Origin of the sequence: Blautia intestinalis (genome assembly GCF_014297355.1) — a bacterium.
Taxonomy (GTDB): domain Bacteria; phylum Bacillota; class Clostridia; order Lachnospirales; family Lachnospiraceae; genus Blautia_A; species Blautia_A intestinalis.
Genome location: NZ_JACOQE010000004.1, coordinates 47827 through 70239, shown reverse-complemented (window position 1 = coordinate 70239; position 22413 = coordinate 47827). Strand labels below are relative to the sequence as shown.

Annotated in this window: 23 protein-coding genes; 15 read left to right on the top strand and 8 right to left on the bottom strand. The window is 41.5% G+C overall.

Annotated elements, in window-relative coordinates:
- Window positions 1-2: 2 nt before the first annotated feature.
- The 5 genes from H8Z79_RS08480 to H8Z79_RS08460 all read left to right on the top strand — a co-directional run bounded on the left by H8Z79_RS08480 (window position 3) and on the right by H8Z79_RS08460 (window position 4683).
- The gene (locus H8Z79_RS08480) at window positions 3-902 is read left to right on the top strand and encodes an undecaprenyl-diphosphate phosphatase (protein WP_118039121.1); all 900 of its coding nucleotides are present in this window, start codon (window positions 3-5) and stop codon (window positions 900-902) included.
- A 106-nt stretch (window positions 903-1008) separates the two neighbouring features.
- Entirely contained in the window at window positions 1009-1884 is an 876-nt protein-coding gene (locus tag H8Z79_RS08475) for a hypothetical protein (protein WP_118039122.1), read from the top strand.
- A 146-nt stretch (window positions 1885-2030) separates the two neighbouring features.
- Window positions 2031-2867, top strand: a complete 837-nt coding sequence (modA, locus tag H8Z79_RS08470) for a molybdate ABC transporter substrate-binding protein (protein WP_118039123.1) — start codon at window positions 2031-2033, stop codon at window positions 2865-2867.
- Window positions 2868-2938: 71 nt separating this feature from the next.
- Window positions 2939-3634, top strand: a complete 696-nt coding sequence (modB, locus tag H8Z79_RS08465; RefSeq protein WP_118039124.1) for a molybdate ABC transporter permease subunit — start codon at window positions 2939-2941, stop codon at window positions 3632-3634.
- Entirely contained in the window at window positions 3634-4683 is a 1050-nt protein-coding gene (locus tag H8Z79_RS08460) for a sulfate/molybdate ABC transporter ATP-binding protein (protein ID WP_118039125.1), read from the top strand. The genes modB and H8Z79_RS08460 overlap by 1 nt, the downstream gene beginning before the upstream one ends.
- Here H8Z79_RS08460 and H8Z79_RS08455 read toward each other — a convergent pair.
- Together H8Z79_RS08455 and H8Z79_RS08450 are read right to left on the bottom strand one after the other, a co-directional pair.
- A complete protein-coding gene (locus tag H8Z79_RS08455) occupies window positions 4672-5754 on the bottom strand; it encodes a PucR family transcriptional regulator (RefSeq protein ID WP_118049161.1) in 1083 nt (360 codons plus the stop codon). The two genes, H8Z79_RS08460 and H8Z79_RS08455, sit on opposite strands and share 12 nt — an antisense overlap.
- Window positions 5755-5826: 72 nt before the next feature.
- Window positions 5827-6918 carry an ABC transporter ATP-binding protein gene (locus tag H8Z79_RS08450; RefSeq protein ID WP_118039127.1) on the bottom strand — a complete coding sequence of 364 codons (1092 nt, stop codon included), beginning with the start codon at window positions 6916-6918 and terminating at the stop codon, window positions 5827-5829.
- Window positions 6919-7176: 258 nt separating this feature from the next.
- On the opposite strand from H8Z79_RS08450, the gene H8Z79_RS08445 reads away from it, so the two are divergent.
- Window positions 7177-7341, top strand: coding sequence for a hypothetical protein (locus H8Z79_RS08445; RefSeq protein WP_182279207.1), 165 nt, complete (start codon window positions 7177-7179; stop codon window positions 7339-7341).
- 24 nt (window positions 7342-7365) lie between these two features.
- Here the strand turns inward: H8Z79_RS08445 and H8Z79_RS08440 are convergent, their stop codons facing one another.
- The 4 genes from H8Z79_RS08440 to H8Z79_RS08425 are packed head-to-tail and all read right to left on the bottom strand — an operon-like array spanning window position 7366 to window position 12578.
- A complete protein-coding gene (locus tag H8Z79_RS08440) occupies window positions 7366-8544 on the bottom strand; it encodes a thiolase family protein (protein WP_015543358.1) in 1179 nt (392 codons plus the stop codon).
- A 50-nt stretch (window positions 8545-8594) separates the two neighbouring features.
- Window positions 8595-9338: a 3-oxoacyl-ACP reductase FabG gene (gene fabG / locus H8Z79_RS08435; RefSeq protein WP_015543359.1), complete on the bottom strand. Its 744-nt coding sequence runs from the start codon at window positions 9336-9338 to the stop codon at window positions 8595-8597.
- A gap of 43 nt (window positions 9339-9381) precedes the next feature.
- Window positions 9382-10965 (bottom strand): acyl CoA:acetate/3-ketoacid CoA transferase, encoded by a 1584-nt coding sequence (locus tag H8Z79_RS08430; protein WP_015543360.1) that lies wholly within the window; start codon window positions 10963-10965, stop codon window positions 9382-9384.
- A gap of 29 nt (window positions 10966-10994) precedes the next feature.
- A complete protein-coding gene (locus tag H8Z79_RS08425; protein WP_015543361.1) occupies window positions 10995-12578 on the bottom strand; it encodes a class I adenylate-forming enzyme family protein in 1584 nt (527 codons plus the stop codon).
- A 273-nt stretch (window positions 12579-12851) separates the two neighbouring features.
- On the opposite strand from H8Z79_RS08425, the gene H8Z79_RS08420 reads away from it, so the two are divergent.
- The 8 genes from H8Z79_RS08420 to H8Z79_RS08385 all read left to right on the top strand — a co-directional run bounded on the left by H8Z79_RS08420 (window position 12852) and on the right by H8Z79_RS08385 (window position 21123).
- Entirely contained in the window at window positions 12852-13595 is a 744-nt protein-coding gene (locus tag H8Z79_RS08420; protein ID WP_015543362.1) for an N-acyl homoserine lactonase family protein, read from the top strand.
- 56 nt (window positions 13596-13651) lie between these two features.
- Window positions 13652-14767, top strand: coding sequence for an ABC transporter substrate-binding protein (locus H8Z79_RS08415; protein ID WP_015543363.1), 1116 nt, complete (start codon window positions 13652-13654; stop codon window positions 14765-14767).
- A gap of 82 nt (window positions 14768-14849) precedes the next feature.
- Complete coding sequence (locus H8Z79_RS08410) at window positions 14850-16367, top strand: sugar ABC transporter ATP-binding protein (RefSeq protein WP_118039128.1); 1518 nt, start codon at window positions 14850-14852, stop codon at window positions 16365-16367.
- Window positions 16360-17334 carry an ABC transporter permease gene (locus H8Z79_RS08405; RefSeq protein ID WP_015543365.1) on the top strand — a complete coding sequence of 325 codons (975 nt, stop codon included), beginning with the start codon at window positions 16360-16362 and terminating at the stop codon, window positions 17332-17334. Before H8Z79_RS08410 ends, H8Z79_RS08405 begins: the two co-directional genes overlap by 8 nt.
- Window positions 17331-18287 carry an ABC transporter permease gene (locus tag H8Z79_RS08400; protein ID WP_118039129.1) on the top strand — a complete coding sequence of 319 codons (957 nt, stop codon included), beginning with the start codon at window positions 17331-17333 and terminating at the stop codon, window positions 18285-18287. The genes H8Z79_RS08405 and H8Z79_RS08400 overlap by 4 nt, the downstream gene beginning before the upstream one ends.
- A gap of 78 nt (window positions 18288-18365) precedes the next feature.
- A complete protein-coding gene (locus tag H8Z79_RS08395) occupies window positions 18366-19382 on the top strand; it encodes a LacI family DNA-binding transcriptional regulator (protein WP_015543367.1) in 1017 nt (338 codons plus the stop codon).
- Between the two features lie 37 nt (window positions 19383-19419).
- On the top strand, window positions 19420-19893 hold the full coding sequence (locus H8Z79_RS08390) for an acyl-CoA thioesterase (protein ID WP_015543368.1): 474 nt from the start codon (window positions 19420-19422) through the stop codon (window positions 19891-19893).
- Window positions 19894-20166: 273 nt separating this feature from the next.
- Window positions 20167-21123, top strand: coding sequence for an ABC transporter substrate-binding protein (locus H8Z79_RS08385; RefSeq protein WP_456298199.1), 957 nt, complete (start codon window positions 20167-20169; stop codon window positions 21121-21123).
- 95 nt (window positions 21124-21218) lie between these two features.
- On the opposite strand, the gene H8Z79_RS08380 is transcribed toward H8Z79_RS08385, so the two are convergent.
- Both H8Z79_RS08380 and H8Z79_RS08375 read right to left on the bottom strand, forming a co-directional pair.
- Window positions 21219-21422, bottom strand: coding sequence for a hypothetical protein (locus tag H8Z79_RS08380; RefSeq protein ID WP_015543371.1), 204 nt, complete (start codon window positions 21420-21422; stop codon window positions 21219-21221).
- A 146-nt stretch (window positions 21423-21568) separates the two neighbouring features.
- A complete protein-coding gene (locus tag H8Z79_RS08375) occupies window positions 21569-21922 on the bottom strand; it encodes a helix-turn-helix transcriptional regulator (protein WP_182279208.1) in 354 nt (117 codons plus the stop codon).
- Window positions 21923-22013: 91 nt separating this feature from the next.
- Here H8Z79_RS08375 and H8Z79_RS17260 point away from each other — a divergent pair, with 91 nt between their 5' ends.
- Window positions 22014-22352: a substrate-binding domain-containing protein gene (locus tag H8Z79_RS17260; RefSeq protein WP_330423486.1), complete on the top strand. Its 339-nt coding sequence runs from the start codon at window positions 22014-22016 to the stop codon at window positions 22350-22352.
- The last annotated feature ends 61 nt before the right edge of the window (window positions 22353-22413 follow it).

Genomic DNA, 22413 nt, shown 5'->3' with positions numbered 1-22413 from the left:
AAATGAGTGTTCTGGAATTTATAAAAGTTGTGATACTCGGAATCGTCGAGGGTATTACGGAATGGCTTCCAATCAGCAGTACCGGACATATGATTCTTGTCGATGAATTTATCAAGATGGAAATGACACCGGAATTTAAGGAGTTTTTCCTTGTGGTGATCCAGCTTGGCGCGATTCTTGCGGTTGTTGTTTTGTACTGGAGCAAATTGTGGCCATTTTACATAAGGGAGATTTCACCGAAAAAACGTAAAGAACTTAACCGTATGAATCCGGTATCCCGTATGGCACTGACATTTGTCGAAAAATTTTGTGACAAGGATAAATGGATTCTGTGGTTCAAGATTCTTGTAGCATGTATCCCGACAATCGTGATCGCGCTTCCGTTTAATGATATTATCGAAGAAAAATTCAATAATTATGTAGTAGTTGCGATTGCCCTGATCGTATACGGTGTAATCTTCATTCTGGTAGAGAACTACAATAAAAGAAGAAAACCGGTATGTACATCCCTTGAAGAGTTAAGCTTCGGTACTGCATTCAAGATTGGTATCTTTCAGGTACTTTCTGTTATTCCCGGAACATCACGATCCGGTTCTACGATTATCGGAGGAATCCTCGTGGGGACTTCAAGAACAGTAGCAGCAGAGTTTACCTTTTTCCTGGCGATTCCGGTCATGTTTGGCGCAAGCCTTCTGAAACTTGTAAAATTTGGTTTCGCATTTACACCGTCAGAGATTTTGACACTGGTGACAGGCGTCGTTGTTGCATTTTTTGTATCCATTATCGCAATCAAATTCCTGATGGGTTACATTAAGAAACATGACTTCAAAGCATTCGGCTGGTATCGAATTGTCCTTGGTATCCTTGTACTGGGTTATTTTGCGGGCAGAAAATTCCTCTGATAAGCTGGAAATTTGACTTTTTGCGGATTACGTGGGATAATGTCTGTGATTTTATAAACAAGAAAATGTATCAACGGTCTCGCAGGGACCGGAAAGGATGGAAATAATGAAAGCAAAACATATCATCGCCGTTCTTGGCATGACAATGATTCTTGCACTTGCAGGATGCGGATCAAAGGGAAGTGTCGTTGAGGTAACTCCGACACCGGCAGCAACTCCGACACCTACCGAAGTTCCGGTAACAGTTACACCGGTACCGACCTCTACACCGGCACCGAAGGTAATTGGTGTAAAAACATCTCAGGCAAAATATATCTACCTGACCAACAGTCTTCAGAACGATATCAGAGAAATCTATCTGATGACATCCGGCGGAGAAGACTGGGGCAAAAACCTGATTCCGTCAGAATCTTCTGTAAAGGCGGCAGAACAGGTGCAGATGTATTACACAGCAGATTCTTCTTCAGCATCAGACAGTAGTGAAGAAAGCACAGATTCAACAACAGATACTTCCGGTGCATCTGCTCTGTATGATATGAAGATTGTGACTGCATCCGGTGATGCATACCAGATCTACAGTGTAAACCTTGGCGATATGGAAAAAGCTTCTCTTGCTTACGACGAAGAGAGTTCCGTTGCATATCTTCGTTATATGAGTCTTTCTGAAAAGAAAGAAAAAGATACAAAGGAAAATTCACAGCAGACATCTTCCTCTGACGATAGTTCTGAGGATACAAGTTATGATGACAGCAGCTATGATGACAGTTATGACGACAGCAGCTATGACAGTTCTGATGACAGTTCTGATGACAGTTCTGATGACGGAAGCTACGATGACGGCAGCTATGACGACAGTAATTACGATGATGGCAGTTATGACGATTCCTCCTATGATGATGGAAGCTCTGACGGTTCTTCCTACGATGATTATGTAGACGAAGGTTATGACACCGATGAAGAGGGCGGCGACTGGGATTATTAATCTATAAAAATTTCTTTAAGATTTATTGGTAAGTTCTATTGCAAAATAAGTCGGATAAATTGACAGAAATTTTCTGTACCGTTAAAATATTATCAACGCAGTAATGAAATTACTGGAAAGAGTACAGAAAAGAGGGGAGATTTATCATGAAGAAAAAAATTCTGACGATCATGCTGGCAGGTGCTATGGCGGCAGGTATGAGTGCAGGCAGCGTACAGGCAGCAGTCGCAGAGGATGCAAGTGGTGATCTTTATGTATTTATCGCAGCAAGCTTAAGCAATGCAATGGAAGATATCCAGAAGGATTTCAATAAGAAATATCCGGATGTAAATATTCTTTTTAATGCAGACAGCTCGGGAACACTTCAGACACAGATTGAGGAAGGCTCCAGATGTGACATCTTTTTCTCCGCAGCTACCAAACAGATGGATGCGCTTGTAGATGAAAAACTTGCAGAAAAAAATTCGGTTGTAGATCTTCTTGAAAACAAAGTCGTTCTGATCAAACCAAAGGATGGCGAGACAAAAGTTACAGGATTCGAAAACATCACAGATGCAGAGAACATTGCTCTTGCAGGCGAAGATGTTCCGGTTGGACAGTACTCCCGTGAAATCTTTAAGAATCTTGGTATTGAAGACGATGTCAACAAGATGGAGATCAACGAAGGAAAGAACGTTACAGAGGTGCTTGCATCTGTAAGTGAGGGAAGTAACGAAATCGGTATTGTTTATGCAACAGATGCAGCTTCCGTTGCTGACAAAGTAGACATTATCGCAGAAGCTCCGGCTGGTTCTCTGGAAACACCGGTTCTTTATCCGGCAGGGCTCACAATTGATTCTGAAGCATCTGATTCCGAAGCTGCAGCAGCAAAAGCTTTCTTAGAATATCTTCAGACAGATGATGCAATGAAAGTATTCGAAGAATATGGATTTGCACAGTACAAAGCAGATGATGAGAAAGAAGCAGCAGAAGAAACAAAATAATCAAAAATTACATACAAAAGGGGCGACAGATATGTCAGCTCCTTTTTGTGCATACAGGGGAATTAGAAAGAATGATGGAATTTATACAGGAAATTAACTGGAGTCCACTGTGGATTTCTTTAAAAACCGGTTTTGTGGCGACGGTCATTGCCTTTTTTCTCGGGATTTTCTGTGCAAGAAAGATCATGAAACTGAAACCGGTATCAAGAGCGGTTCTTGATGGTATTCTTACGATGCCGCTTGTCCTTCCGCCGACAGTAGCAGGATTTTTTCTGTTGCTGATCTTTAGTCTGCGCAGACCATTCGGCAAATTTTTGCTGGAGAGTTTTGACTTCAAGGTTGTTCAGACATGGAAAGGATGCGTGATCGCTGCGGCAGTCATTGCTTTTCCGCTGATGTACCGCAACGCACGCGCTGCGTTTGAGCAGGTGGACGCAAACCTTATCTATGCAGGACAGACACTTGGCATGAGTGACCGCAGGATTTTCTGGAAGGTCATCGTTCCGGCAGCAGCACCGGGTATCGCATCCGGTACCGTACTTGCATTTGCAAGGGCAATCGGCGAATACGGAGCAACTTCCATGCTGGCGGGAAATATTCTTGGTAAGACAAGGACTGTATCTGTTGCGATTGCAGCGGAAACTGCCGCAGGAAATTATGATGTGGCAGGTTTCTGGGTTGTGGTGATCGTTTTGATCTCGTTTGTGATCGTGGCACTGATAAATATTGTCTCAGGCAGAGGCATGAAGAGCAGAAGGTGGATCTGATGTCATTACAGGTAAATATAGAAAAAAATTTCAAAGGATTTTCTCTTAAGACCGCATTTGAGAGCACTACTTCGGCAACCGGAATCTTAGGAGCATCCGGCAGCGGAAAGAGCATGACGCTTCGCTGCGTTGCCGGGATCGAAACTCCGGATAAGGGAAAAATTGTAATCAATGGAAGAACCGTGTTTGACTCCGAAAAGAAAATCAATCTGAAACCGCAGGAACGCAGGATCGGTTATCTTTTTCAGAATTATGCACTGTTTCCGACAATGACGGTCAAAGACAATATTCTCTGCGGCTATCGTGGAGAAAAATCACAAAAAGAAGAAAAGGTACGTGACTATCTGAAGAGATATCAGCTTGATGGGCTGGAGAACCGTTATCCGGCACAGCTTTCCGGTGGTCAGCAGCAGCGAGTGGCACTGGCCCGAATGATGATCGGAGAACCGGAAGCGATCCTTTTGGATGAGCCATTTTCGGCATTGGATGGATATTTGAAGGATGTTTTACAGAAAGATATGCAGGAATTTCTGAAACAGTATCAGGGCGATATGCTGATGGTAACGCACAGCAGAGATGAGGCATTTCGCTTTTGTAATGAATTGATGCTTCTGAAAGAAGGAAAGACACTGATTTTCGGAAATACAAGAGATTTATTTGAACAGCCACAGCTTCTGGAAGCATCCAGACTGACCGGCTGCAAAAACAGTTCAAGAATTGAGAGAATGGGAGATTATGAAGTGTTTGCACTTGACTGGGGTGTATCACTTCATACTGCACAGAAGGTGGAATCAGATATGACGCATGTTGCCATCCGCGGACACTGGATCCGGCCGGCACAGGAAGCAGGTAAAAACTGCATTGCTTTCGAGGCGGCGGAATATGTGGAAACAACATTTGAACATCAGTATCTGGTCAGGAATCCGGGGATGGAAGAAGGAGCAGCCCTCTGGTGGATGCGCCCGAAAGAAAACTTCCGGGATCCACATGAAAAAAATCTGCCGCCATATCTGTATCTTCCGCCGGAGCATCTGATGTTATTGAAGTGATTTTGATTTCAGATAACCGACAACAAGCATAGCCAGTTTGAAGGTCATGGCATCTTCGAAAGTACGGAGGTCAAGACCAAATTTTTTCTGGATCTTTTCGAAACGGTAGACAAGCGTATTGCGATGTACATAGAGCTGTCTGGATGTTTCGGAGAGATTCAGGTTGTTTTCAAAGAAAGTACGAATGATCGCCAGCGTCTCACCGTCGATGGAATCCAGCGACTCATCGCCGAAGATTTCTTCGATGAACATCTCGCAGATGGAGACAGGGAGCTGGTAGATCAGACGCCCGATACCAAGGGTACGATATTCGAATACAGCACGTTCGGCATAAAAGATCTTACCGATCTCGAGTGCAGTACGTGCTTCTTTATATGCATTGGAAAGCTCTCTAAGATCATCAGCGGTATTGCTGCAGGCAACCCATGCCTGTGTCATGGCCTCTGCGCCGAGCATATCAACCAGCATATGAGCGGTATCTTCGAGATCCTCATAAGTTTCCGTAGAAGAAAGTTCACGAATAATGATGATGCCGCTGTCATCGATCGCAGTGATAAAATCGTGCGTGCGTGCAGAAAAGATATTCTTGATCGTTGCCAGGGCATGTTCATCCTGTGACTGTCTGGTTGCGACGAGGAAGACTGCCCTGCGTGCAGTGGTGGAAATGTGCAGTTTGCGCGCACGGTTAAAAGCCTCTACTTCTGTATAGTTTCCCAGAAGCAGTTTCTGCATAAAAGAGTTCTTGTCATTTTTTTCGGAAAAACCTTCCAGAATGCTTTGAATCTGGCAGACAGCCAGTTCACCGATCGTTGAGACAGAAGCATCGCTTCCCCATACGACGAGAAGATAGGGAACATCACTCTTTTCGGTAACTTTGTACAGACAGTATGTTGTATTGGCCAGACAGAGTGCGGTGCTCTGGCGGAATTTATCAAGTTTTGCCGTGGATGGAAGTCTTTTTTCGCAGGTCTCAACGAAAACGGAATTGTCCTCCAGAAGCAGGCAGAAGTCGAGATGACTGATGCGTTTCCAGTCATCCATATATTTTTGAAGTGTGCGTTGTACGGACATGAAATCAAATCATCCTTTCTGAAAAAAAGGACCCGGGGTAAACTGCCCCGGGTCTGATATTCTGATTGAATCTTAGTTAGTGATAACCAGTTCTGTATCTTTATCAAAGAAATGTGTTTTTTCCATGTTGAAATCGAATTTAACCGGATCACCTGTTTTTGCTTTTGTAGCCGGATCAACACGAGCTGTGATCTGTGTGCCGTTTACATCGAAGTACAGGAATACTTCTGCACCAAGAAGCTCGTAAACCTTAACGGTAGAAGACATGGAGCCGTTCGGTGTATCTGCAACGTCTTCCGGACGGATACCCATAACAACGGTCTTTCCTACATAACCGCCATCTTTGAGTGCTTTAGCTTTAGCTGCCGGAATAACGAGTTCATCACTTCCGATAACTGCAACAATGTCGGAACCTTTTTCTTTGATCTGGGCATCAAGGAAGTTCATCTGCGGAGATCCCATGAATCCTGCAACGAAGAGGTTGCCCGGTTTCTGATAGAGATTCTGAGGTGTATCAACCTGCTGAACAACACCGTCTTTCATAACAACGATTCTGGTACCAAGAGTCATAGCCTCTGTCTGGTCATGTGTTACGTAGATGATAGTAGCACCCAGTCTCTGGTGGATTTTGGAAATCTCGATACGCATCTGTACACGAAGTTTTGCATCCAGGTTGGAGAGAGGCTCATCCATAAGGAATACCTTAGGATTACGAACGATTGCACGTCCCATAGCAACACGCTGTCTCTGTCCACCGGAAAGAGCCTTCGGTTTACGGTCAAGAAGTTTCTCAAGGTCAAGGATTCTTGCAGCTTCACGAACTGCTTTGTCGATCTCGTCTTTCGGAACTTTACGAAGTTTCAGTCCAAATGCCATGTTATCATATACGGTCATATGAGGATACAGAGCGTAGTTCTGGAATACCATTGCGATATCACGGTCTTTCGGCTCTACATCGTTCATAACTTTGTCACCGATCTTTAAGGTACCGCTGGTGATCTCTTCCAGTCCGGCTACCATACGAAGTGTAGTAGATTTACCACATCCGGAAGGTCCTACGAAAATGATGAATTCTTTGTCTTCGATTTCAAGGTTGAAGTCTTTAACGGCTTCGAAACCGTTTGGATATGTCTTATTAATGTGCTGTAAAGATAAACTTGCCATTGTAAATTCCCTCCAAAATATTAAGTAAGTTTTGCTCGTGTTTTGAACTGTTATCAGTATACTGGAATTTCCCGGAGGAATCCAGAGTTGAATCTTACAAAGATTTCGGAGGTTTCTTGACAGATTGACGAAAAGCCCGGGAAGGTTTGGCAATCTGACAAAAACTGGCGGGATTTATCATTAAAAATATTATAGAAGATAAATTTTTGACTGGCAAGAAAACTTTTTGGTCAGATATTTAATAACCGCTGTATTTTGATGGCAGAGGATAACGAAATCAATGCCATGATTGCGGTGGAAATCCTGAATCAGATGGTCTTCGATGGCGAGGAGCCAGAAACCGGGCAAGTCGGAAGAATCGCAGGTAAAAATGAGCTGTCGGTAAATCCCGACAGCCCATTCATTATAGGAATTTATCTGTAGTAAAAAAAGGGAGATCAGTTAATATCAGCATTTGGTGAAATACATGGAAATACCCTGTCCACCGCCAATGCACATGCTGATCATTGCATCTTTCTTGTCGGTTCTCATTAATTCATAGAGAACTTTTACGGTAAGGACGCAGCCTGTTGCACCGATTGGATGTCCGATGGAGATGCCGCCGCCGTAGATGTTGACTTTGTCTTTATCAAGACCAAGGTCTCTTCTTACAGCATAAGCCTGGCTGGCAAATGCTTCGTTGATCTCGAACATGTCGATATCTTTCAGGTCAAGACCAAGTTTCTTGGCCAGTTTTTCACTGGAGAATTTCGGAGAGTAGCCCATCAGTTCAGCGTCAAAACCAGCAACTGCGAAATCAACGATTTTCAGTTTTGGTGTAACACCAAGTTCTTTGGCTTTGTCTGCAGACATAATAACAACTGCAGCAGCACCATCGTTGAGGCTGGAAGAGTTGCCGGCGGTAACAGTTCCGCCTTTTACGAAGCAAGGACGGAGTTTTGCCAGCTTTTCAAGGGTCTGGCCTTCTCTTGGACCTTCATCTGTGTCAAAAACAGTTACATTACCTTTGCGGTCTTTTAATTCAACAGGGAGAATTTCATCTTTAAATTTTCCTGCTTTGATAGCTGCTACGGCATGCTGATGACTTTCCAGAGCAAATTCGTCCTGCTCTTCTCTTGTTACGTTGTATTTTGCTGCCACGTTTTCTGCAGTTACACCGTTATGGTTTCCATCCAATGGCCAGGTCAGGATATCGATGACTCCATCCTCGAATACTTTGTGTCCCATACGTGCACCCCAGCGGGCATCTTTTACATAATACGGAAGCTGAGAAATATTTTCTGCACCTCCGGCAACTACTACATCAGCCTGTCCTGTCTGGATTTCCATAACAGCGTCAGCAATGGACTGTAAGGAAGAACCACACTGTCTGTTTACAGAATAAGCGGTTGTTTCTTTGGGCATGCCGGCTTTCAGGCTGATCGCTCTTGCTACAAATCCGTTTTCTGCAATCTGTCCAACCTGTCCGATAATAACTTCATCAACGTCTGCGGGCTGGATTCCTGCACGGTTAACAGCTTCTTTTACAACCATAGCACCCATGTCAATAGCAGAAAAACCTTTCAGGCTTCCACCGTAACTTCCTACAGGGAGACGTACACCACTTACAATTACTACATCTTTCATTACTCTTTTTCCTCCATATCTGTGATAAAATTCAGTCTGAATCAGTTTTATTAAACGATCATTCCGCCGCCAACGTTGATAACTTCGGAAGTGATATAAGCAGCTTCGTCAGATGCAAGGAAAGCAACCATGTTTCCGACATCAGAAGGTTTACCTGCATATCCCATAGGAATTCTCTGCATCATGCTGTCCCATGCAGCGCCGTCATTTACTTCTTTCAGTTTAAGAGTCATATCTGTTTCGATGAAGCCAGGGCAGATAACATTGCATGTGATGCCTTTGCGTGCGCTTTCACGTGCGGCAGTTTTTGTAAGACCTACAACACCTGCTTTTGCAGCAGCATAGTTAGCCTGACCGATATTTCCGAGCCAGCTTCCGGAAGAGATATTAATGATACGTCCGCTTCCCTGTGCACGCATATGCTTCAACGCTTCCTGTGTACCATAGAATACACCGGTCAGGTCAACGTCAATAACCATCTGCCAGTTTTCTACAGGCATTTTGTGGAGCATACCGTCACGGTTGATACCTGCGTTGTTTACCATGATATCCAGAGTTCCGTATGTGTCGATGGCGTATTTTATCAGAGCCTGTACTTCTTCCTGTTTGGAAACATTTACTGCGAAAGCAGAAGCAGTGCCGCCTTTTGCCACGATCTCAGCAACTGTATCATCTGCTGCAGCCATGTCTGCGATAACTACTTTGGCGCCTTCTTCAGCAAGTTTCATTGCGATTCCTTTTCCAAGGCCACGTCCGGAACCGGTTACGATTGCTACTTTGTCTTTTAATCTCATGATAATCCTCCTTGAATAATGAATAATTGTTTATATTTAATTTTTAATGGTTACGAATGATGTCTTTCAGTCCGTATGGAACTGCTTCTGAGAAGATCGCCGGATTCATTTCTTTCAGATTTTCGCTTATGACCGGTTTGAATTCCATCAGGTCAAGAATCTGAGTCTGAAGATCGATTCCAGGTGCAATTTCTGTAAGCACAAGTCCCTCCGGACGGAGTTCAAATACAGCTCGCTCTGTAACGTAATGCATTTTCTGCCGTTTTTCTCTTGCAATCTTTCCGTTGTAGGAAATCTGCTGTACTTTATTTACAAATTTGATGAGGCTGCCTTCTTTGTTAATGTGGAGACGTCCGTCTTCAAAAGAGCAGTCGAGTCCTTTTCCTGTGAAGGAAGAGCAGAAGACAACATGTTTGGCATTTGTTGTGATATCAATAAAACCACCGGCGCCTGTAGGATTCGGGCCAAGTTTTGTTGCGTTAACATTTCCGTCAGGATCAATTTCGCCTGCGCCCATGTAGGTTACATCTACACCAGCACCGTTGTAATAGTCAAACTGGTCATCGTGCCTTAATAATGCAAAGTTGTTTTTGGCGATACCAAAATCAACTCCACCCATAGGAATACCACCATAAATACCGGATTCTACAGTAACAGTAACGTCATCACCGACACCTTCTTCTGAAATAATCGGTCCTACCACATCGTTTGGAATACCGGTTCCGACATTCAAAACATCATCTACATGAAGTTCCATCAGGGCACGGCGTCCGATAACTTTACGAAGATTCAGTGGAAGCACATCAGATTCAGAAACCGGAACCTTGATATCACCGCAGTAAGCAGGATCAAAAGCGAAGCTGTGAGTCTGGCGGTGATCTTCTTCAGGATTCGGACACATAACAACTGCATCGATAAAAATTCCCGGAACAGTAACACGCTTGCAGTGGAGTGAACCTGCTTTTACTTTGTATTTCGCCTGAGCGATAACCTTGCCGCCAAATTTCTTGCAGGCCATAACTGCGGAAAATACTTCCAGCTGCATTGCTTCTTCATCTGTTGTGAGATTACCCATTTCATCCACATAGGTTCCTCGGATAATGCAGTAGTCGAGCGGAATCGGTTTATAACGCATGTACTCTTCACCGTCAATCGTGACAACGTCAACAATATCCGGGGCATCTTTTGTGATAGCATTCATCTTTCCACCGTCAATACGTGGATCAATAAAAGTTCCAAGACCTACCTTGGTGATTTTTCCGGGCTCGCCGCCTGCCATACTTCGGTACAGCTGAGCGAATTGTCCCTGAGGAATACAGTACGCAAGAATTTTGTTTTCTGCGATAAGCTTCATCATACGTGGCTGCAGACCCCAGTGCCCGCCGATGATGCGGTACAGCATTCCCTCATGCGAGAAGTGCTGAATACCTCTGTCGCGGTCACTCTGTCCACAGGAATGAACCAGTGTCAGGTGATTGGGACTTCCTGTCTCAAGAAAACGTTTCTCAACAGCTTTCAGAATGGTTTCTGATGCAGAAACCAGTGTCATACCAATTGTAGCAATGGTACTGTCATCTTTTATCATGGCTGCGGCTTCTTCGCCGGTCAAAAATTTTGGCTTTTTCATAGTGCCCTCCTGTCAGATTTATTATTCATTCAGAACATTTTCCGAATAGCTCGTTTATTTACTTTTCCGTTAGGTGTCAGTGGGATTTCATCAGCAATAAGTATCCGTTTCGGAATTTTGTATTTTGCGATTTTTTTGCGAAGCAGCTCCTGTATTTTTTTCTCGTCCAGATTACTTTCGGGATCAAGCTTCACAAGAGCGGCGGCAACCTCACCGTAAACCTCGTCCGGGATACCTACAACGGCTGCTTCATTCACACCCTCCAGTTTGTAAATTTCATTTTCTACATCAAAGCTGCAGATTTTTTCTCCGCCGCGGTTGATCATATCTTTTTTGCGGTCTACAACAAACAGATAACCTTCTTTATTGAAATATCCAAGGTCTCCCGTTCCGAGCCATCCGTCCTTCAGGGAAGGTGTTTCTAATTTGTAGTAGGAAGTCAGGACGACGTTGCCATAGATCCATATCTCGCCGATCTCGCCGTCTTTTACCAGGTTTCCGTTATCATCTCTGATCTCGAAAACAGTTCCCGGCACCGGAAGTCCGGAAGAACCGATATAGGGACTGGTACTTGCATCTCCGGGGAAAATAGTGGCCGGAGATGTAGTCTCTGTAAGTCCATATACTGTATGGAAATCAGAGTGAGGAAGCCAGTTATGTATGGCAGCCAGCTTTTCCTTTGGCATGTTGCTACTTCCGCAGGCGAACTGTTTCAGCGTCGGGAGAGAAGGAAAAGAATCCTTTTCTTCCAGAAGCATGGAAAATACAGTAGGTGAGGCGTGAAGGAAAGTAACATTGTGATCCTTTACGCACTGAAGAACCCTTCTGGCATTGAAGATTTTGTGCAGGTATAAAGTTCCTCCGCAGTGTACAAACAGACCAAGAAGCGCAACCATTCCTGTAACATGATAAATAGGAATAGGAATCACAGAAACATCATCGCTTGTAATGTTCAGGATCTTCTGATAAGTGGTCACGGCGTTCATAATATTGTAGTTTTTGATCACGACACCCTTGCTCTGAGAAGTTGTACCCGAAGTGAACATGATGATCGCATCATCAAAAGGATTATTGAATACAGGACTTTTACTGTCAGAATGATAAGCTTCCAGTCCGTAACCTTGTTCAATATCGGAACAGGCAATACGGTGAATACCCTGAGCTTCAAATTCTTCAAACCAGTCATAAAAGTCCTGATCGCAGATGATGCAGCTCACATCAGCCTTTTCTATTAAAGAAGCAACTTCCTGTTTCTTGTATTTACTTGGGAGCGGAACGGTAACAGCTCCGAGCTTTAACAATGCGAGAAAAGCTACACAGAACTCCAGGCAGTTGTACATCATCAGAGCAACATGACTGTTTCTCTCAACATGAAGTTCCTGATAAAGATAAGCGGCAAAAGAATCTGTCTTTGCCAGCAATTCTGCATAAGTACAGGGGCGATCGTAGTTATCTACGATTGCTGTTTTGTCTGGAAAGGTATTTGCTGTGTTGCGTAGGGTTTCGTATAAGGTTGGGGGAAGATTGGTATAACATAGAATGCTTGAACCAGTACTTAATGGTTCTAATTGAAAATCAATTAAATCTTCCCATTTATCTATGCCAGAAATCATGAAAAGTAACCTCCTTTGAGAAAACGGTTTCGTTTATGAGGACATAATATGATAAAATGAATTGAAAGTCAATATAGAAATAATATACAAAATGACAAGTAAATTTTCGTGAAATAAAACAAATATGATAAAAAATAACAAAAACTATTGACTTTAAATAAAAACAATCGTATATTTTGCTTATCAAAACGAGAAACCGATTTCTTAAAAAATACACAAATACAATAAAATATTTAGGAAATCGTTATTTAAAAAATGAAGGGAGGAACAATAATGGCAAAATGGACTGTACGGGCGATCCAAGTAGGAAGCATAGACCTTGATCGTTCGGCCATGACGCATTACAAGGGTAAAGGTGAACGTATTACAGTTCCTATTTGGTGTGCGGGAGCTACAGATGGAGTACATAAGGTAATAGTGGATACAGGTATTCGTGATTTAGAAGAATACAAAAAAGCTGAACCAGGAGTAAGCCAGACACCGGCTCAGATTACTACAGCAGCAATAAAAAGAATAATGGGCTGGGATCCAGAAGAGGTTGAAATTGTAATAAACACACATCTTCATTGTGATCATAGCGGCAGCAACAAAGAATTTAAAAATGCTAAATTTTTTGTTCAGAAGAAGGAGTGGGAAGCCGCATTTAATCCACTTGTGCCGGAAGCTCCTTTTTATGACAAACTTTGTTACGATAAGAGTGCAGTAAATTATTTCCAGTGGAATTTCCTTGAGGGGGATACAGAAATTCTGCCAGGATTAAGGGTAATTACAACACCTGGACATACAAGAGGACATCAGTCAGCAATGTTTGATACAAAAGACGGTGTTGTTTGTGTTTCAGGGGATATTTGTAATGTAGCTGAAAATGTTAATGGAAATTTAGAGCCTAATATTGTAGTGATGGTTCCGGAAACTTATGAGAGTTTTCAGCGTATACGACAGTTTGCGCATTATATTTTACCGGGACACGAACCTGCAATTGAGGATGGTTCTGAAAAGTTCATACCTGTTTTATAAGAAAAAATGTATTGGGAAAATAAAATAAAAATATAACAAATAAAGGAGAAGGTACTATGAAAAAAAGAGTGTTAGCAATTATTATGGCAGGTTTAATGGCAGCATCTATGAGCAGTGTATGTGCATATGCAGAGGCAGAAGAAAAAACAGAAGGTTTTTACATTGGTCTTTCAAATGGATATTGGGGAAATACCTGGCGTGCACAGATGGTAGAAGATTTTGAAACTAAAGCAGAAGAATATAAAGAACAGGGCATTCTGTCTGATTATATGATTTCCAATACAAACAGTGATGCGACAGAACAGCTGAATCAGATTAATGCAATGATTGATTCAGGGGTAGATGCCATTCTTATTGATGCAGTATCTCCTACTACAATTAAATCGGCAGTTGAAAAAGCAAAAGCAAAAGGAATTCTTGTAGTAATTGCCAATGATCCGGCTGCATATGAAGATACAATTTGTGTATGTGGAGATAACTATACATGGCAGAAAATTCAGGCAATGTGGCTGATGGAACAGATTGAAGGAAAAGGCGATATTGTTAAGATTACAGGTGTTTCAGGTAACGCAGCAGATACTATTCGTGAGCAGGCAAACGATGATGTTTTAGCAGATTATCCAGATGTAAATGTTCTTACTTCTGCTCCAGGAAACTGGTCGCAGACAGATGCACAGTCTGTTATGACGACTTTCTTATCCAGTTATGACAATATTGATGCAGTTCTTGAACAGGACGTAATGGCCGAGGGTGTTATAAAGGCATATGAAAATGCAAATAAAGATATTCCGGTTATGACAGGAGATTATACAAAATCATTCTTCACAAAATGGGCTGAAATGGAAGACTTAAATACAATAGGAGTTCCGTATGCACCAGGTAATGCAACTGTAGCACTTGAAGTGGCTGTGAGATTACTTCAGGGTAAAGAAATTGATGAATCTAATTTAGTTGCAAATCCAATGGATGAAAATATGATCAATACTATTATGGTAGCACCACCATATGTTGTTACCAAAGAGGCTCAGCCAGATGCTGCTTGGATGGAAGGTCTGGAAAACACAGAAGCTATCTCATTAGATGAAGCAATGGAACTGTTAAAAGATTCTGCTGATACAGCTGCATTAGATGGATATATGTCAGATGAAGCAGTTGATAAATTGTTCAAATAAGAAATAGTGTTTAGGGACTGGCGGTAGTTGATGCCTCCGCCAGTCCTGTTTTTAATATAGACAGGATATAGGAGGAGGCAATATGGGGCTTACTTTTCAAAAAATATCAAAGAAATATGGCGCTGTTGTTGCGATAAAGCACGCTGAGATGAAAATTGATAATGGAGAGGTCAGAGCTATTTTAGGTGGAAATGGATCCGGAAAATCAACGTTAGCGAAAGTTCTGGGAGGTTTAATAAGTAAGGATACAGGAGAGATTATTTTTGATGGAAATGTTATTGATTTTAAATCCCCAAAAGATGCAAAAAAGAACCATGTAATAATGACAAGTCAAGAATTGAGCTTATTTGGAAATTTGACAGTAGAAGAAAATATTTGTATATGTGATATTCCTGTAAAAGGAGTTTTCGCAGATAAAAAGAAAATTAAAGAAAAGTCACTGGAAATTCTCAAAGTGATGAGGCTGGAAAACATTGCGTCAAAAAAAGTTGAGGAGCTTGCGCCTAATCAGCAATATATGGTAGAACTTGCAAAAGCTTTGGTTCAGGATCCTAAAATACTTATCATTGATGAAATTACATCTGCATTATATAGAGAAGATGTAGAAATAGTTGATGATATAATAAAAAATCTTAAGAAAAAAGGTTGTATCGTTTTATTTATTTCGCATCGAATGGCTGAACTATATGCTATGTGTGATAGTGTTACAATAATGAAAAATGGAGAAACGCTTGGCACATATGCGATGCAGGAAAAAACAGAAAGCGAGTTGCTTTTACTGATGGTAGGAATGAAGGTTGACACGACACGAGAAAGAAAAAATCATCAGACAGAAAGTAGAAAAGATATTTTTATTAAAGCACCGCATATTAAAATTCCATCATATGGAACAGAGGAAAGTCTGGAAATTGGAAGAGGCGAAATTATAGGCGTTGCCGGATTGCAGGGACATGGACAGACGGACCTTATTGATGCTTTATATGGTGTATTTGGAGAAATAAAGTTAGAAATGGATGAAAACGAGATTTCTATTCACAACTCCAGACAGGCAGTTACAAGAGGCTTTGCATTCATTTCGGGTGATCGTGAACGTGATGGAACATTTCAGGAACGTAATCTGGCAGAAAATGTTGCGGCTGTAAAAGAGCTTGTTAAACATGAAAAAATTACGGACACGCGAGCCATTTTGGATAGTTTTAATGTTAAATATGATAATCCTGGACAATTAATTACAGCTCTAAGTGGTGGTAATCAACAGAAGGTGGTTGTAGGACGTTGGCTTAGTACAAAACCGAAACTTCTTCTTGCAAATGATCCTACAAAAGGAATTGATGTAAAGGCCAGATCTGATCTTCATAAAGAATTTGCGAAGCTTGCCGGAGAAGGAAGTGCAGTGATTATGATTTCGAGTGATGACGATGAACTTGTAAATGTTACATCTATGGTTGAATGTTCAAGAGTCATTGTAATGTATGAAGGTCATATTTCGGCGATTCTTGAAGGCGCTTCTATTACAAGAGAAAATATTTCTGCAGCAGCTATGCCGATAGAAGAAAAAACAAATGTAGATGTAGCTGAAAGGGGGGGATTAGATGAATAAAGTAAAAAAGTTGATATCTTGGAATGCATTTCCGGCGTTATTGCTATTTGTGATTTTTCTGGGAATTAACGGGATAATGACCGGTGGTTTAAGCGTATCTTTCTTTCGCTCTTTTATTTCAACTAATGCAGGTGCGATTTGTGTTGCAATTGGAGTAACAGCAACGATTCTTGTAGCAGGTACAGATATTTCACTTGGTTCAATAGTTTCATTGGTAAATGTTGTTATTGTCACAGCTTTTGAAAAAGGCTTTTCGGTACCACAGGCAGCGACGCTCGGTTTGTTGAGTGCACTCTTATGTGGAATGTTCAATGGGTTTATTGTAGGTGTTATGAGAATTAATCCATTGTTGGCGACATTTGCTACGTCTACAGCTTTTGCAGGAATTGCATTGTGGATATTACCATATCCGGGAGGCTATATTGATTTTAGCTTTGGAGACTGGTATCTGGGTAATATGTTTGGGTTTATTCCAACACCTGTCATTTTAATAGGAATTCTTGTAATATTATGGATACTTGTAATGAAGTTACCAATGGGATTACACATTTATGCGTTGGGCAAAGATGTAAAAAAAGCATATGCATCGGGTATAAACGTTGCGGCATTGAGATTTTTTGTACATACATTTGCTGGTTTGGCCGCAGGAATTGCAGGTATCTGTATAAGTGCTAATATATGTGCCGGCAGCCCAACTGTTGGATCTACAATGAGTATGAACTCTATTGCAGCAGCAGTAATTGGCGGTGTTTCATTAAATGGTGGAATTGGCGGAATCTGGGGTGGAATATTTGGAGCTTCATTTCTCAGTATTTTAATTTCTATTGTGGTATCTGCAAATTTAAGTTCAGTAGTACAAAGTTTTATTCAGGGATTAATCTTATTAATTGGAGTTACTGTATCCATTGCAGCTGCTGATAAAGAGCTGAAAACAAAAATAAAGAGGGCTATAGGAGGAAAAAGATGAAAATATTAAAAAAGATTAATAATCCATATCTTCCTGCAATCATAGGCACCATTGCTCTTTTGATTCTTGGACAATTTTTAAGCGCAGGATTTTTGTCCATGAATAATATATCTAGTATTTTGATGACAACATCTATTCTGACGCTTGCATCTATCGGTCAGGCAGCAGTAATTATATCTGGCGATAGTGGACTTGATATGTCTGTTGGTGCAATTATGTCAATGACAGCTCTTTTTGGACCAATGATAAATGTTGGTTCAGGAGTATTATCATTTATTTTGATGATTCCAGCAACTCTTTTGATGGGGGCAATAGTTGGAGCAATTAATGGACTGGGAGTTCAGGTATTAAAAGTTGTACCGTTAGTTATGACTTTGATTATGTCAAATGTTGTGAATGGATTTTCAATAATGGTAACAAAAGGACAGCCTTCGGTTATGGTTGGAAAGGAACTGCAGGGAATTTCTAAAACATTAGTTGGACCATTTCGTATTTTACCAACGGTAGTAATTGTTGTTTTGATTTTATTGGAAGTTTTTTTCTTAAGAAAAAGTCGGTATGGACGTAAATTATTCTTAGCTGGTAACAATAGAAATGCAGCAAATCTTTGCGGTATTAACAGTAAAAAAGTAATTGTATTAGCATATATATTTGGCGGAGCTATGGCAGGATTTGCCGGACTTATGTTAGTTGGATATGCGGGTACTGCACAGATGAATATGGCTAGTAGCTATACAATGTTATCAATAGCAGCAGTAGTTATTGGTGGTACAAAGTTGACTGGTGGAAAGGGAACATTTATTGGAGGTGCACTTGGTTCACTTGTTTTAGTACTTATTACTAATATTCTTCAGGCATTAAATATGGCTGCTGGTTTAAGATCTTTGATTCAGGGAATTATTCTGATTGTAATTTTGATGATGAACAGTAGAGCTCCTAAACTTAGACAATAATAATGGATAATATTACCAGAATAGCTATTGCGAAAAGAAAATTCATGAGTTAAAATCAAAGAGAAAAGGAGAAAATGCATGAAAAATGGAAAGTACGGCATTTCAGATGTTGCAGAGATGTTAGGCGTCTCAAAATCGACAGTTTCTCGAGTGATTAATGGAAATGAAGGAGTTGGACCAGAGCTTCGCAAAAAAGTAATGGATTTTATAAATGAAATAGGATATCAGCCTTCTACCCTTGCTCAAAGTTTGAGCAAGGGTAGAATGAACATAGTTGCATTGATATTAGGAGATATACGAAATCCTTTTTATGCGGATTTGGCATTCAATATTCAGAGAATCCTTAATGACAATAGCTATATGGTAATGGTTTTAAATAGCGAATATAATATTGAAAGAGAACTGGAGTTTTTGAAATTAACAGAACAGTTTAATTTTGCTGGATTGATTTTGATAACGGCACAGGAAGAAATTATAGAGGATAGATTAAAAAATATGAATTTACCTAAAGTGTTGGTAAATCGTATTTTGCCACATTATACAGGTGATTCTGTCCTGATTGACAATTTTCAAGCTGGCTATCAGGCAACTATGCATTTAATCGAACTGGGACACAGACATATCGGATTTATTAAGGGGCCAGGGGTGTCTTCTGCATCCAGTCAGCGTTTTGCAGGATACAGACAAGTCCTTCAGAATTATGGCTTGCCGTTTGAGGAAGAGTGTGTATTTATAAGTGATCTGAAATTAGAGACAGGACGAAGTCTGGCTGATGATTTTTGCAAACTGGAAAAACGCCCAAGTGCAATGGTAATAGTTAATGATATGACTGCGATTGGTTTTATGGATGGATGCAGGAATGCAGGAATCCGTATTCCGGAAGATCTGTCGATTGTAAGTTTTGATAATATTGCAATGGCGTCCATGTATGGCATTGAACTGACGACAATCAGTCAGCATGTAGATGAAATGGGCGAAAAAGCGGCGCATCTGATGTTGAAACAGTTGAATGACAAAGATGCGAAGCCGGAACGTATTATCATGGAACCTACATTGATTGTCCGAAAAACGACATGTGAGCATACGGAAAGTTAGTGTATAATATTATCAACAGAAAGTGGTGGCATAATAAATGTGTAAAATGAAGCGGGTGGAAGATTCCCGAACAGAAAATACATATCTTATCATGAAAAAACATATTAACTGCTACGGCAGGCTTTTTGGTGGTGTGCTGATGCAGTGGATTGATGAGATGGCAGGAATTGTAGCCCGTCGTCATGCTGGCACTATTGTTACGACTGCCTGTGTGGATAATCTGAATTTTAAGGCGGGAGCTTATCTCGGAGATGTGGTTGTACTGATCGGGAAGATGACATATGTAGGTCGGACTTCTATGGAAGTCAGAATCGATACTTACGTAGAAGATGCTGATGGAACCCGTAAGATTATTAACCGTGCGTATGAAGTTATGGTAGCACTGGATGAGAATGACAATAAGGTGGAAGTGCCGGGACTGATTGTAGAAACAGAATCGGAAAAGGCAGAATGGCTCGGCGGTGAAAAACGATACGCATTACGTAAAGAACGGCGAAGAGAAGGATATTGAGAAATAATGATGAGGCTGCAGGAAGTTCCTGCAGCCTTGTTTTAAGTTACTGATAGTAACTGTTCACTGGTAATATCCCATCACTGAAGGTGATTTGGAACGGATTTTGACCAAATTGCCCAGTATTTCTCCATGATGATATACGCATAAAAGCACACTTTCTTATCTTTTGCATACCCTAACAGAAGAAGTCTGTAAAGGAGTCTCCACATGAAAAATATAAAATGGATTTCACTGGCGGCAGCGATTGTTCTGGCGGTGACTGCACTGCCGATGACGGCTTTTGCTGCAAAGAAAGACGGAGAAGAGAAACCTGTAAAAGTCACTTTAAATGAGGTGGCGCACTCAATCTTTTATGCACCGCAGTATGTGGCAATCGAAGAGGGATATTTTGCGGAAGAAGGACTTGACCTGACACTTGTAACCGGGTTTGGGGCGGATAAAGTTCTGACTGCACTGATTTCCGGCGAGGCAGATATCGGTTTCATGGGAGCGGAAGCGTCGATTTACGCATATCAGGAAGGCGCAACCGATCCGGCGGTGAATTTCGCCCAGCTTACCCAGCGTGCGGGAAATTTCCTTGTGGCAAGAGAGGAAATGCAGGACTTTAAGTGGGAAAATTTGAAGGGAAAGAAAGTTCTTGGCGGACGTAAGGGTGGCATGCCGGAAATGGTATTTGAATACATCCTTCGAAAAAACGGTCTTGATCCACAGAAGGATCTGACGATCGATCAGAGCATTGATTTCGGATCTACAGCAGCTGCCTTTACAGGAGATAAAACAGCTGATTTCACTGTGGAATTTGAACCATCGGCAACCGCACTGGAAAAAGAGGGGGCAGGATATGTCGTTGCCTCGCTGGGAGTGGATTCCGGCTATGTGCCATACACTTCCTACAGTGCAAAGACCAGCTACATGGAAAAAAATCCGGAGATTATCCAGAAGTTCACCAATGCACTTCAGAAAGGTATGGAATATGTGCAGAGCCACACACCGGAAGAGATTGCCGAAGTCATTGCACCGCAGTTTGCGGAAACGGATCTCGACATAGTCACGACGATCGTGAAACGTTATTATGAGCAGGATACATGGAAATCTGACCTGATTTTTGAAAAAGAAAGCTTCGAACTTCTGGAGGATATCCTCGAGGATGCCGGAGAACTGAATGAACACGTATCATACGAAGATCTTGTGACAACTGAATACGCTGCAAAAGCAGCAGAAAAATAAGTTTATTCTTTTGTGGTCGAGATAAGATGATTCCAATACGGAGAGGATACTTTTTTAATAAAGTAGATTTTTTTCAGGACAGAGAAAATCAGAAATCATTCGGACTTCTTTATGCCGACTTTGGGTGGCTGGTAATGATATACAGCTTCATAAGATTTCAGTTCTTCTTCATCCACTGGTCCTGCCGGAATCAGTCCGGTACAGTCCTGAGAGGATGCGGCATTTGACATAAAATCATAAGAGTCAATGACCTCCTGATTTGCAGAGCTGTCAGATTTTGAATGAGCATTTTTTTTCATAACAAACCTCCGTGTATATATTGATTTTAAGATTTACGGAAAACCTTAAAGTTAATGTATACAGGAGGTTTCTTTTTTATACATCTGGCTGTAAACAGATTTTGATATTTCTTTACTGGCGGAAGATATGGTGTCCGGGGGCTTCCTTACTGTGCATCGGGAGGCTTGATAGCCTCGTTGCTGTGCCATTCTCTGCGGAATTTTAAGGGAGTACATCCTTCATGCTTTTTGAAGAGATTGATGTAATGACTTACCTGATGGAAGCCACAGGAATATGCAATTTCTTCGATCGTAAGGTCTTCATATTTTAAAAGGGTTTTAGAATGATTCAGACGGGTGACAATCAGATATTCATTAGGTGGCATACCGAGGTATTTTTTGAATTCGCGGGCAAGGTGATATTTGCTGACACCTGCTGTGATGGCGAGGGACTCAAGAGATAAGGGTTCCTGAAAATGCTGATCAATTTCCTTTAAAACTGTTTTCAGGTATGCAGGCATAAAACCCAGACTGAGATTTTCAGTGTCATTTTCAATCAGAATACGCGTCAGTATATCGGTAATCAGACATGACGAGAGTATTTCTGAATGAATATCTTTTCGCTGCGTAATAGAAAGGATTCTACGCAAGGAAATTATCGAGGCAGAAGGTGGCACAGCAATCATAAAACACCCGGAAACGGCAACTGCTGATGCACAGATTTCTGTAATCCAGTCACTGATTTCACAGCAGGTTGATGGAATCTGTATTGCAGGAAATGATGAGAACGCACTTCAGGCTGCACTGGAAGATGCTATGAATGAAGGCATCAAAGTTTCCTGTCTTGACGCTAAAGTTACAGAGGCATCTGACGGCGGTACAGAAGTTATTCTTGGTTCTCCGTTCAAATTTGATCCATCCAATATTGATGAATGGAAAGATGTTTATTAATCAGGCGTTAATTACAATTTAAATAACCCTTGGAAACAGGACTGCTGTACTGCTACTACGG

Bases quoted from the DNA above. Each gene is read 5' to 3' on its own strand.
- modA (WP_118039123.1), top strand. From the start codon at position 2,031: ATGAAGAAAAAAATTCTGACGATCATGCTGGCAGGTGCTATGGCGGCA.
- H8Z79_RS08385 (WP_456298199.1), top strand. From the start codon at position 20,167: ATGACGGCTTTTGCTGCAAAGAAAGACGGAGAAGAGAAACCTGTAAAA.
- H8Z79_RS08395 (WP_015543367.1), top strand. From the start codon at position 18,366: ATGAAAAATGGAAAGTACGGCATTTCAGATGTTGCAGAGATGTTAGGC.
- H8Z79_RS08420 (WP_015543362.1), top strand. From the start codon at position 12,852: ATGGCAAAATGGACTGTACGGGCGATCCAAGTAGGAAGCATAGACCTT.
- H8Z79_RS08405 (WP_015543365.1), top strand. From the start codon at position 16,360: ATGAATAAAGTAAAAAAGTTGATATCTTGGAATGCATTTCCGGCGTTA.
- H8Z79_RS08455 (WP_118049161.1), bottom strand. From the start codon at position 5,754: ATGTCCGTACAACGCACACTTCAAAAATATATGGATGACTGGAAACGC.
- H8Z79_RS08450 (WP_118039127.1), bottom strand. From the start codon at position 6,918: ATGGCAAGTTTATCTTTACAGCACATTAATAAGACATATCCAAACGGT.
- modB (WP_118039124.1), top strand. From the start codon at position 2,939: ATGATGGAATTTATACAGGAAATTAACTGGAGTCCACTGTGGATTTCT.
- fabG (WP_015543359.1), bottom strand. From the start codon at position 9,338: ATGAGATTAAAAGACAAAGTAGCAATCGTAACCGGTTCCGGACGTGGC.
- H8Z79_RS08390 (WP_015543368.1), top strand. From the start codon at position 19,420: ATGTGTAAAATGAAGCGGGTGGAAGATTCCCGAACAGAAAATACATAT.
- H8Z79_RS08480 (WP_118039121.1), top strand. From the start codon at position 3: ATGAGTGTTCTGGAATTTATAAAAGTTGTGATACTCGGAATCGTCGAG.
- H8Z79_RS08380 (WP_015543371.1), bottom strand. From the start codon at position 21,422: ATGAAAAAAAATGCTCATTCAAAATCTGACAGCTCTGCAAATCAGGAG.
- H8Z79_RS08430 (WP_015543360.1), bottom strand. From the start codon at position 10,965: ATGAAAAAGCCAAAATTTTTGACCGGCGAAGAAGCCGCAGCCATGATA.
- H8Z79_RS08475 (WP_118039122.1), top strand. From the start codon at position 1,009: ATGAAAGCAAAACATATCATCGCCGTTCTTGGCATGACAATGATTCTT.
- H8Z79_RS08445 (WP_182279207.1), top strand. From the start codon at position 7,177: ATGGCAGAGGATAACGAAATCAATGCCATGATTGCGGTGGAAATCCTG.
- H8Z79_RS08400 (WP_118039129.1), top strand. From the start codon at position 17,331: ATGAAAATATTAAAAAAGATTAATAATCCATATCTTCCTGCAATCATA.
- H8Z79_RS08375 (WP_182279208.1), bottom strand. From the start codon at position 21,922: ATGCCTGCATACCTGAAAACAGTTTTAAAGGAAATTGATCAGCATTTT.
- H8Z79_RS08460 (WP_118039125.1), top strand. From the start codon at position 3,634: ATGTCATTACAGGTAAATATAGAAAAAAATTTCAAAGGATTTTCTCTT.
- H8Z79_RS08410 (WP_118039128.1), top strand. From the start codon at position 14,850: ATGGGGCTTACTTTTCAAAAAATATCAAAGAAATATGGCGCTGTTGTT.
- H8Z79_RS08440 (WP_015543358.1), bottom strand. From the start codon at position 8,544: ATGAAAGATGTAGTAATTGTAAGTGGTGTACGTCTCCCTGTAGGAAGT.
- H8Z79_RS08425 (WP_015543361.1), bottom strand. From the start codon at position 12,578: ATGATTTCTGGCATAGATAAATGGGAAGATTTAATTGATTTTCAATTA.
- H8Z79_RS08415 (WP_015543363.1), top strand. From the start codon at position 13,652: ATGAAAAAAAGAGTGTTAGCAATTATTATGGCAGGTTTAATGGCAGCA.